This window comes from Paenibacillus sp. CFBP 13594, assembly GCF_014842675.1.
Taxonomy (GTDB): domain Bacteria; phylum Bacillota; class Bacilli; order Paenibacillales; family Paenibacillaceae; genus Paenibacillus; species Paenibacillus amylolyticus_B.
Map to the genome: position 1 here is coordinate 648410 of NZ_JACYVQ010000003.1, position 10664 is coordinate 659073.

A 10664-nucleotide genomic window follows, 5' to 3' on the forward strand; every position below is an offset into this window, starting at 1 on the left:
AAATATGTTGGTTCGTCCCTTCAGAATACATCATTCTCTCTTTGAACTGATGTTAGTGGTGTAATATTCCTATCATACATATGGGAGTGATTGAAATAGTAGAAATTGTAGAAACTTTATCTAAACATATATTAGAAGGATTTACGATTATGGCCCTCATTACGGGTGTTATAGTGCCTATTTTAATTGTGAGATATAGTGTGAGTGTAACCATGAAGAAAGCCAAGGAAAAGGAATTAGAAGATGAACGAAATCAGCGTATCAAGTTGTTACATAATTTTATGCGAGAACTTGAGTTAACAATGGATCACTATGAAAAGAAAAAAAGGTACTACTCTAAGGAACCCTTAGCAGCTCACTTAATTGTCAATAGTCCACTATTTAATGCAGTAGATCACCCTAACCTTATAGCTGGTGTATGGGACTTGCTAAGAGCCTATCAAGCACTAAACACAGCGATCGATACGCTACCTATCCTAATAGCACCAATTCACCAATCTGCAATTGATCTTCTTAAGAATCCATTTATAAAATGGTTTAATCCAGGACTTGTAGATGCAGCAAATAAAACAGCACAAGAAACAGCCGATGAGATAATAGGCAAGGCAGCAATGGAGATACTTAGTGTTGCAGTTGTTTTATATCCTTATGTTGATACATACTTGTACGCGATCACGACAGAGGCAGAAAGAAACCTGCTTAAGAAGCTTGAGTATTCTTACAAATGAATAAATACAGAAAATCCGCTGAAGGATAGTCATCAACGGATAGTAAGTGGAATTATTTTATAGGAATCTGGTATTTCGGATAAGCAGACTTACTCCTTTAGGCAATGTAACAATCGTATCAAGTTCCTCAAAATCGATATTGTAATACAAAAGCAAGTCACGTGTATTAGAGTTGATATAGCTAAAATAATCGTACTCAGGATTCCTTGGATCTTTGTATGTGTTGGTTGCATAGTGTAAAATTTCTCGTTCTTTTGTGTAAGGAATTGCATTTTGAGCACGTGTGATTTGTTCGTTCTGAAGATGTTGCATAATTTGTCTTTGTAAATCTCCTGAATTCGTTAAAGATTCATGTCCAATGACATAAAACATTTCTAGTTACACCTCCCTATAACACAGATATTTCGACACTAAAACAGGATAATCCTTCTTAGCCGACGAATATATGGTCCAAGGAGGTGAGAACATATGTTAAATGAACTTCAAGTTGAGATATTTGAACTTATGAGACAGGAAATACGATACTATTCCGTTGACCAAATTGCTGAGTTACTTTCTTCAGATACCGAAACAATTACAACAGCAGTTAGTGGTTTGGTAGAGATGGGGATACTTATTCCACAAGATGGAGAGTTTATTTTTGATGTACAAAAAGAAATTGAAACAATCGCTCAGATTTGTGCGTTTAATCGAATGCGCCATAGCGATATTTCATTCTTAAAGCGAAACAAAGAAGAAGCTGTTGAGATTTTTGAATCTATACTGGCAGAAAATGATAAGACTAAAGATTTTTTCACTAAAGCACATCTCTCTTGTATCCAAGAACTATTAAAACAAATTTAAAATAAGCATCCTTCGGGGTGCTTTTTTCTTTTGTGTACACTATGATGGAGTACTAGTCAAACTGAGGCCAGTGAACACAATTACTTTCAGAAAACATAGGTAGAAGGACACTTGTTGTTGTATAATTGTGGTAGCAAAGTAAGTGTATTGCTAGGGGTCAGCATACTATGTACTGATATATTAATCTAAAATTGCGTAGTTATTCTTAGTGAAATAATACTTTCATTAATTATTCTGAACATATGATCTGGAGATGATTGAAAGATGGAGTTGGTGTATTCATGGAAGGATATAAAGAACAATATGCAAACATTTGATGAGTACAGATGTTCGAAGGATTATAATGAGTATTATAGAAAAAGGATAGAGAAGGGTATATGTTTTATAGTTTGCATGGATGACAATGGAAACAGAAATTTTTATCCCAGTAGATTTATTGGATATGTTGACAATTCAGCAGAAAAGCATACAGATCATGACGATAAACATGGGCGTTATACCAATGAGATCATTAACAACATCTTAGGTAAAACGCCTAAGCAAAATGAACAGATACTCAGGTACTTTGAAGAGTTCTGCGGAAAAATAGATATTGAGTATAAGGAGCATGGTGCAGCGAAATCTCCTAGAAAGTTTTGGGTCTATAACTAACCGCAATTTGTTTTCGTTTCAGCAAAATTAGTCTTTCGCAGTAATGGGCGGGAAGTATACATAGTTGATGAAAAGCAATATGGCTGCAAATAAATGTGGTGCTTGATGGTTCTATTGTTGATGTAGATATTCAGAGAGTAATTCTGCCTTACAAATGATTTATAGAAAATGGTTCCGAGATAATCAACAATATACTTTTTCAAAATTATGTGATAACGAGGTGAATTACATGAAGTATATCTCAAAAATATTCAAGAACCCGATAGGGATTGGTGTTACAACGGCTGTTCTAAGTACAGTCATTAGCACTCCAATAGTTGCTTATGTCAAGTCGCAACCGTTCAGTGATGCATTTGTTTCCATTTTTAAGTGGGCTTACGAACTAGTAAAAAGTATCCTGACTTTCGGGGTGCCACTTTGGACATTGCTATTAAGCGCAGTAGTCTATTTCAAACTTATTAGGCCTATTGAAAAAGCTATCAATAAAACTAGCAGCGTACCTGATCTTTTAAACTACAGAAATGACACTATTGATGGAATTAGATGGGAGTGGGATTGGGTTAGATATAATGGGAAATATAACGTTTCTCGTCAAATTGCTGCTGTTTGCACTACTTGTAACGGGTATCTCGTTGAAGGAAGACGGACATTTCATATCAACACTTTAGAGTGTGAGAACTGTGGATATAAAAAGGATTTAAGAGAGTGGGAACATGAAGATTACCGTGAAAAAATTAAGCGGGAAATATTGAGAAGAGTACGAAATCAAATTAATGAAAACTCTGCATAATTTCAGCCTTTAAGAGGACGGAGAGATATTAATGACTGTAAGAATACCAATAGAAAGATGTAAAGATCCTTTTATAATGGATGAAAATACAGTCAATTTAGCTGTTTCATCATATTTCGAAAATAAAAGGGTGGACGTTAAAAATGTTGCCAAGAACAAAGAAAGAGGATTCGATGTATATGGCGAAAAGAATGGATACTCTTTAATTGTTGAATCAAAAGGTTCACTTGGTAATAATCAATGTACATATGTTTTTGGGACAGGACAACTTAAAAATCATCTAAGTGCTCAGATATTTTGCCTTATGAAACATTACGAATACAGTTCCGATAAAACGATTCTAATAATGGCCAATCCCGATATTCCTAGAATAAGAAATATGATCAATGAGATATCATTATCCTTAGATGAATTAGAATTTGTTCGATTTTGGGTTAACTCTCAGCAAATTGTTCAAGTTGAATGTCCCGATGAATTAACAGACTTACTTGAGAGGCTAGGCCTGATGTAAATCTGATTACAATAAAACGAATCTTTACTCGAAGGAGGTACAGATTTGAATGGAGACTAACATGTACAGTTTGAGCCTAAATTTCGAGTGGAAGAGCGTCGATGCAGTGGTAAACATAGAGACTTATCGTTTCCCTCGACCATTTGATAAGACAATGAATAAGTTTTATCATGTGCCTGCAATATACAGGTGGAAGATATACAAGCCCAATACCCAGTGCACGGTGGTCTATATTGGTGAGACTGATAATTTAAAGCGAAGGATTTCTGGTTATTTAAAACCAGGGCCTAGCCAGCATACCAATATTAGAATGAAGGCATTATTCGAACAGTACATCAATGATGGCTTCATAGTTGAATTAGACACAATTCAGATTAAAACTTTCATCTTTAATGGTATCGAATTTGAGCAAGGCAGTTTGGATTCAAAAAATATAAGAGTATTATTGGAGAATTTAATAATCTTGGATCATAAGAAAAACAATTATGAATTATTGAATTCAAGAATTTAGAAAATAAGATGAAAATTACATTTGATGAGAGAGTGAGGTTAAAGAATTGAAATATTATTCGATGCCTGAAAATGTTAAAGAACAAACCAAGAATGCTCGATACTCATATACAGTTGTGGTTAATCTATATGCTAGTCTGGATGACGCGGAAGAATACATAAACAGGAACGTGAGAGTTAATTCTGATGAGAAGTTGGATAAAGAGGAACTGGCACAACGAGCGGCAAATGTAGTGCATGGATTAATTGAGTCTCGTGCAGAGTTTCAGAGTTATGATGAAGTTCAGATTGTGGGAATTACTTTTGCAAATGCATACGACAGTGAGTTGAAATGAAATTTTTGAATGGATCAGTTGACGTAATAGAACATAAATACAATTTGGGTCATGGTAGGTAGCCAAGTATCTATTTAAATTCGAGAACAAGCTAGGATAGAAACATTTAATAACCAAGAGGGAGTTATCCCCTCTGTTTTAAAGGTTTTTAAGCGTATTATATTTTGGAACAATACTTTTTTTGTAAACATTAATTGCGCAAATATAATGTTTTACGAATTCTTCTGTATTCACAAATGTCCATGGTGCATATCTAACACTCTCAACGTTAAATATCCCAACTGGGGTTTGACTTCCAGAGAGTGCGAATTTTTGGAATTTTATTATGTTCTCTTTGGTAAGAAGTTTGTCTGTATTTAGATGAATTTGAAATTCCATCTCTTCCATCATTTCAAGAGATCCAGGACTATAATAATCTGTTTTTGCATGATGTGAAATTTCAAATTTATCGGTAGAATGTACAAACAATCCTTTGTCTTCTAATTTTGAGTGGATAAAATTAAACAGCTCAATAATTATTTTATTAGTTAATTCTAAACTCTCTTGTAGAAGTCCAGAAGTTGGTTTTATTTTATAATTATCTAATTCCGTGAGTAGGTGAGGATGTATCAGTTGAGTGGTATAGTTACAATTGATGATACAGTCAAATTTTCCCTGTATTTTGGATAGATCATGTTCTATTTTTATCTTACGCAAGAATGTTTCGACTTGACTACTTGTTTTATTTAGGAATTCAAATGTTTCAAAGTGGTGAGCAATACCACTTAAATCGGCTACTACTTTAGTGAATTTTTCTGGATGTTTAACTCTTGATATCAAATGATTTAGTGCATCTTCATCAATGTCTACGAGAATAACTTCCTCAAACTTTTCTTCAAAGTAGTTAATGTCAATGTCATTTCCGTTTCCTACACCAAGTAAAAGTAAACGACCATAATTGCTGAAGTTTCTTTTGAAAACCACTTCATAGACCTGCTCAACATTTGACCTTCTGAATAACTCCCAACTATCGTAGTTATCTCTAGAATCATTATTGTATTTCACCTGAATATTCTTAAGTTCCATTAATATCCTCCGTCAACTTTTAATTGTAGTCTATCAAAGGATATAATTGGTTGTAAAGAAGTAAGCTTATTTGAGCAAAAATATCAATTTCGGGACAGAATTGAAGTTACAAGTACGAAATCTTGCATTCTGTAGAAGTCTATAGTTTCTATATGTAATGAGTTAAATTATAAAAGGAGAGGTTTTTGTGGCTACAGCAAAAGTTAGTAGTGATTATTTTCATAATATGAATAGTCAGGTGCATGAATTGAGTCATATTTGGGATACTCATAGAAAAGAAGTTGATGAGTTGATTGCTAGAGCAAGTTCTATAATCTCAATAAAACAGAATGCTATTATTGTAGGCGCGGGCAACTTAAATGATATAACTTTAGATTTTTTACTAAACAATTATGACAATGTGAAGTTATTAGATATAGATGAGAAGTCACTCTTAAATGTTTTAAATAGATACGAAGGAAATAATGTGAATTTAAATATAATTGTTGAAGATTTAACCGGAGTGCTTAGCGACAAATTTGTAGGAGAATATTATGAAGGATTACTTATGAAAGACAACGCTAAGATAACCAAAATCTTCAACGATATTATAGTAAATGGAATATGCAAGAAAACAATATTTGAGGAAAAGTATTCGTTGTTGATTGAATCAACTGTTTCAACACAATTAGGCTCACTCTTTACATTATGTTGGCAGGAGTTAAATCCATCACCTATTTTTGAGGAGAGTATACGGCAATTAATTAGAATGATGACTAAATCACATTTACTGCAACTAAAGCATGGATTAGATAAAATGGGATTGGCAGTGATTACTTCAGAGCAGTATGAATTCGGCAATAACCTGCCTACGGTGAAATATATTCCAAATCCAGTGGATATGCTTGAAGAGAATCTACAATCTAAAATGGAATCCTTAGGACACTATGTAAGAGGTAGAATAACTGAAGATGATCTTATTGAAGCAGATTTCAATATCATTTTTAGAAATCAATGGATTTGGAGATTTAATGAAGAAAGAACTTATTTAGTAAAAGGGTGGGTAGTTTCTAGAAACTTTTAAAGTCTTAATCAAATGACTATTTGATAAGAGTTTATTAAATTGAGGAGCTGAATTTTAATGATATTATATCATGGTACTTACGAACAAAAGGCAAAAGAAATTTTGACTAGTGGGAAAATAAAATCATCAGGAATTGATAGAGCTTATGGTTCTGATGATATGAATCCTACGACAGACGGATATGTGTATTTAACTGATAAATTCGGCTCAGGTGTGTACTTTGGTTCAAGAGTCATTCCCACTGCAAGCTCAGATAAGGTCGTTTTGTTTGAAGTCGATGTAAAAGAAGATCAATTAGAGATTGATGAAGATGAGATAACAGTTATGAGCATTTGGCCGCAAATTAAAGAAAGCATAGATGCAGCTCAACCATTGACTCTATTGTCGTCATTGGCAATTCTACATACTGTACGGGTGAAACGTGATCTAATTTGTGGTGCTGATGTAAAAAGATACGTAACTTTACCAAGCCCTTATTCTGTAATGCAAGGCGATGATGAAAAGGAATATGAGATCAGAGAATCAGTTAAAGCTCTTTTAGATAAAAGAGAGAATGCTACTCAGGAACATATTGATAGATTGTTTTCAATTGTGAAATGGAAAGATATAACTACTGTCTAAACAGCAATTTCAAAAGAAGGGAATTAACATAAGTGATTGATGCATCGGTACTAACAATAAGTGATTTTGTAAAATTGCTTTTTTGGTGTTTTGGAGCCCCCTTCTTAATCAGCTTAGTATTTTCATTGATGTTTTGGATTTTCTTAAGATTTAGGGTGATTTCATTCACATATGGGTTAAATCTGATGAACACAATTATAGATAGAGTTGTGGGGTATAGCATATTTTGGTCTCTGTCAATATTGGGTTTAATATTACTTACTATGGCTGCTTTTTGGATATTGGGAATATTAACACTGGCCTCGATTTCTTTTAATGTATTTGTTACTTTCTTACTTTACTGTGCAATCGTAGTTATTCCATCTCTAACTTATTATTTTGTAATGGAACAAGGATTTAATGCCCTTAAAAAACGTGGAGTGCTAGACTTGAAAGATTGGGATTATGTTAAAGGAGGAAAGCTATACAGATGGCCTGATGCTACATACAAATACCTGAAAAGGAAGAAATGGTACAACGACTTTCTACTAAATACAAAAGATGTTGCTTCTCACATATATAAATTATCCAATGTGGTTTTTGTTAGTCCTAGTGCCAATAAAGGTAGAATCGAGGAGAAACTATATGATCTGTTTCCAAAAAAGTTCGACTTTATATTGATGGATTATAGCCAAAATATTGAAGGGAAAGCCATCACCAAGAGTAACGGGAAGTTTACTTATGTAGATGGTTCTTATGATGGGAATAACTTGAAGTCGAATCTTGCCAAACTTGGTATGTGTTCTTCAGACATCATTATGGACATTAGAGGATGCATATGGTACTCGACGGATAAAGATGACGACACAGGTGAGGGAGTTACTCGTGTTTTTAGAGAGTATCACAAGTCATTAAAAGTAGGCGGAGTTATAATTATTGATGCTGTCCAATTAAAAAGTAAAACTATTACCCGAAATCAAATTTTCTATAAAGGCATGAATCTTGTGTTGGGATTTCAAGAGATATCAACTTATCAGAAAATTCAAGGATTTATTGATAACAATGATTTTATAGACAAACATTTTCACACTGAGATTGTTGGTGAAGGCAGTAACCGATTAGCAATTTTTAAAAAGATCTCATGATAGAAGATGTATTTTAAAGGAAGATGATGCGACCATGAGAGTTAACATTAATCTCTATGTGCATGACCCTAGAGATTATCATGGAAGTTTCCTGGTCGCGCGTCCATAATACAAAGCTAAACTAATACATATTTCATTTAACAACCGAATGAATTAATATTTAATTGAAATCATATTAATGTGGTGGAGGATAAAAGATTGAGGACTATTACTAAGAATCAACATTACATTCCACAAAGTATGCTTACTAATTTTGCAAATAGTAAAGGTCGTGTATTTGAAGTTCTTCTCAAAAATAATAATATTTATGAGACTAGTTATAGGCAGTCAATGTCCGAAAAATTCACCTATGAACATCCACTTCTTGAAGGCAACTATCTGGAGAATATGTTTGGGAAAATAGAAAGTTATTTTGCTCCAGCGATGAGGGAAATAATCGCCCATTTAGATTCTAATTTGACTCCCATTGAAGAAATTAAGAAGTTAGTCGAGAAATACATGAAAGAGTATCTTGTGTTTTATTACAGAAGCGGCGCATTACTGAATGAATTCACCTTTGGAGGTTTTAGTAAGGAAGATAAAATCCCTTTAATGTTGGAGAAAATAAAGGACTCCAATTACTTGGATAAATTAAGTCAAACCATTATAAGCTCTTATGACTTCTCTATTATAAAGAGTGATAATGATGAATTTTTGCTTAGTGACCAGTATGTTTCTACTGCTGCATTGAGTATTAAAGGGCGATATACAAATGCCAGCAATCGACAGTTGGGGTTCAAAGATATTTTAATGTTAATTCCTTTGTCCAGTAAATACTATATAGTTTATATGAATGGACAAACACCCCATTTTATTAAACCAAATCTCATTAATATTCTTTCAGAGATAGAAATTCAAAAAATTAATAAGACTATTATCAATAATTCATATGTTAAATGTATTGGTAAAAGCAGAAAGCAACTTGAAGAATCTATTGGAAGTTTTAGATTCGAATCCCCTTCGAGAACTCTGGCAGCCTTCAATTCGGGGGTAAGTACAGCGGCATTAAACAAGAAAGAAGTTTTTTTCTATGAAAAAGATATCGAACAATGGGATTTTTTCATAGAACTCAGACATATGAAAAATACCGGAACAAAGCGAAATGATCCTTGTAAATGTGGTAGTGGAAAAAAATTTAAAAAATGTTGTCTTAGTAAAACTCAAAGAAATTACTCTATATTTGATAATATGTATAAAAACGATCACCATATTAAAACCAAGGCGCATCCCAAGGCAACTATAGAGAAGGCTCTAGATGAATATAGTTTCTTCTTTGATGACTAAGATGTGAGGAACACAACAAAGCATATTAAAGACAAGTTTTAAGAAGAAAAGGGGTGGAGAGATCCACCCTATAGTTTTACCATATTATCATTAACAAGGTCATACCAATAAACTGCTCCAGTATTTTTATCTACATAATACCATCCGTATGTGGCTATATGATCAGGAAAGTCTTCAAATACACGAATTACATATTTACCCTCGCTTTCTCCATCTTCCATCATACTTAAATTGTATTTATCGACATCTTTCTTAATTTTTTTGTATAGCAGATCGAAAGCTTCGTCTAAACTAACCTTCGCAACTGGCTGCTTGCCAATATAAAGATTATCCCCTTTTAATGAGACCTTCTCACCAATTGCATTACTCATACTTCTGACTGGTACATATGTAGTGTTTTTATACGTTATTGCATCTGTTGTGGACTTCTTACTTCCATCCACATAAAGACTGACTTTCTGGATAGCTGCTTTAATTGGTGTAGTAGTAGCTGCAAATGCTGTTGCTCCTGTAATTGTTGATCCGATCAAAATACCTATGACCAAACCCTTTAACTTGTCTTTCATCTTAATTCTCCTCTGTTATGCGAAATAGATTGCTTATTGTAGTATATATCTTGTCAATGAAGTAGACTACAAAAATTTCCTGTTGCATAAAGAACGTATGTTCGGTTTATAATAATAATACAAACAAACGTTCTTATTTGATTATGGGAGTGATAATGATGGCGAAGAAAGAGCGGACAATTATGTTAATTGACATGCAGTCGTTTTACGCCAGTGTTGAAAAGGCTAAAATGCCACAATACAAAAACAAACCACTGGCAGTTGCAGGAGATCCAGCAAGACGTTCAGGAATCATACTTGCTGCATGTCCTCTAGCTAAAGCAAAAGGTGTGTCAACCGCTGAACCATTATGGCAATCACTTCAAAAGTGTCCTGAACTGATAATTGTGAGACCGCATATGCAAGAGTACATTGAAGTTTCGACCCAAATTATGAGTATAATTGAGGAGTTTACCGACTTAGTTGAGCCCTATAGTATCGACGAGCTGTTTTGTGACGTCACTGGATCTCTACATCTTTTTGGTAATGACCCGA

Annotated in this window: 15 protein-coding genes; 12 read left to right on the forward strand and 3 right to left on the reverse strand. The window is 33.7% G+C overall.

From position 1 onward, the window contains the following. Window positions 1-80: 80 nt before the first annotated feature. Window positions 81-728 (forward strand): hypothetical protein, encoded by a 648-nt coding sequence (locus IFU39_RS13730; RefSeq protein ID WP_192133163.1) that lies wholly within the window; start codon window positions 81-83, stop codon window positions 726-728. A 57-nt stretch (window positions 729-785) separates the two neighbouring features. On the opposite strand, the gene IFU39_RS13735 is transcribed toward IFU39_RS13730, so the two are convergent. Further along, entirely contained in the window at window positions 786-1100 is a 315-nt protein-coding gene (locus IFU39_RS13735; protein ID WP_192133165.1) for a hypothetical protein, read from the reverse strand. A 96-nt stretch (window positions 1101-1196) separates the two neighbouring features. Between IFU39_RS13735 and IFU39_RS13740 the strand changes: the two genes are divergently transcribed. The 6 genes from IFU39_RS13740 to IFU39_RS13765 all read left to right on the forward strand — a co-directional run bounded on the left by IFU39_RS13740 (window position 1197) and on the right by IFU39_RS13765 (window position 4368). After that, window positions 1197-1571, forward strand: a complete 375-nt coding sequence (locus IFU39_RS13740) for a hypothetical protein (RefSeq protein ID WP_192133167.1) — start codon at window positions 1197-1199, stop codon at window positions 1569-1571. Window positions 1572-1835: 264 nt separating this feature from the next. After that, on the forward strand, window positions 1836-2222 hold the full coding sequence (locus tag IFU39_RS13745) for a hypothetical protein (protein WP_206759560.1): 387 nt from the start codon (window positions 1836-1838) through the stop codon (window positions 2220-2222). Between the two features lie 229 nt (window positions 2223-2451). Continuing rightward, window positions 2452-3012: a hypothetical protein gene (locus IFU39_RS13750; protein ID WP_192133171.1), complete on the forward strand. Its 561-nt coding sequence runs from the start codon at window positions 2452-2454 to the stop codon at window positions 3010-3012. 31 nt (window positions 3013-3043) lie between these two features. Next, the gene (locus tag IFU39_RS13755; protein ID WP_192133173.1) at window positions 3044-3523 is read left to right on the forward strand and encodes a hypothetical protein; all 480 of its coding nucleotides are present in this window, start codon (window positions 3044-3046) and stop codon (window positions 3521-3523) included. A gap of 49 nt (window positions 3524-3572) precedes the next feature. Beyond that, window positions 3573-4034, forward strand: a complete 462-nt coding sequence (locus IFU39_RS13760; protein ID WP_192133175.1) for a hypothetical protein — start codon at window positions 3573-3575, stop codon at window positions 4032-4034. A 61-nt stretch (window positions 4035-4095) separates the two neighbouring features. Further along, entirely contained in the window at window positions 4096-4368 is a 273-nt protein-coding gene (locus tag IFU39_RS13765) for a hypothetical protein (protein ID WP_192133177.1), read from the forward strand. Between the two features lie 138 nt (window positions 4369-4506). On the opposite strand, the gene IFU39_RS13770 is transcribed toward IFU39_RS13765, so the two are convergent. Beyond that, window positions 4507-5433, reverse strand: a complete 927-nt coding sequence (locus tag IFU39_RS13770) for a hypothetical protein (protein ID WP_192133179.1) — start codon at window positions 5431-5433, stop codon at window positions 4507-4509. A gap of 187 nt (window positions 5434-5620) precedes the next feature. On the opposite strand from IFU39_RS13770, the gene IFU39_RS13775 reads away from it, so the two are divergent. The 4 genes from IFU39_RS13775 (at window position 5621) to IFU39_RS13790 (ending at window position 9564) form a co-directional block, all read left to right on the forward strand. Continuing rightward, window positions 5621-6496, forward strand: coding sequence for a hypothetical protein (locus IFU39_RS13775; protein ID WP_192133181.1), 876 nt, complete (start codon window positions 5621-5623; stop codon window positions 6494-6496). 57 nt (window positions 6497-6553) lie between these two features. After that, window positions 6554-7117 carry a hypothetical protein gene (locus IFU39_RS13780; RefSeq protein ID WP_192133183.1) on the forward strand — a complete coding sequence of 188 codons (564 nt, stop codon included), beginning with the start codon at window positions 6554-6556 and terminating at the stop codon, window positions 7115-7117. Between the two features lie 32 nt (window positions 7118-7149). Further along, complete coding sequence (locus IFU39_RS13785; RefSeq protein WP_192133185.1) at window positions 7150-8241, forward strand: hypothetical protein; 1092 nt, start codon at window positions 7150-7152, stop codon at window positions 8239-8241. Window positions 8242-8439: 198 nt separating this feature from the next. Beyond that, entirely contained in the window at window positions 8440-9564 is a 1125-nt protein-coding gene (locus IFU39_RS13790) for a DUF4238 domain-containing protein (protein ID WP_192133187.1), read from the forward strand. A gap of 68 nt (window positions 9565-9632) precedes the next feature. Here IFU39_RS13790 and IFU39_RS13795 read toward each other — a convergent pair whose 3' ends face one another. Next, a complete protein-coding gene (locus tag IFU39_RS13795; RefSeq protein WP_192133189.1) occupies window positions 9633-10130 on the reverse strand; it encodes a stalk domain-containing protein in 498 nt (165 codons plus the stop codon). 158 nt (window positions 10131-10288) lie between these two features. On the opposite strand from IFU39_RS13795, the gene IFU39_RS13800 reads away from it, so the two are divergent. Then, a partial coding sequence (locus IFU39_RS13800; RefSeq protein ID WP_446740341.1) for a Y-family DNA polymerase occupies window positions 10289-10664 on the forward strand: 376 nt, incomplete at its 3' end.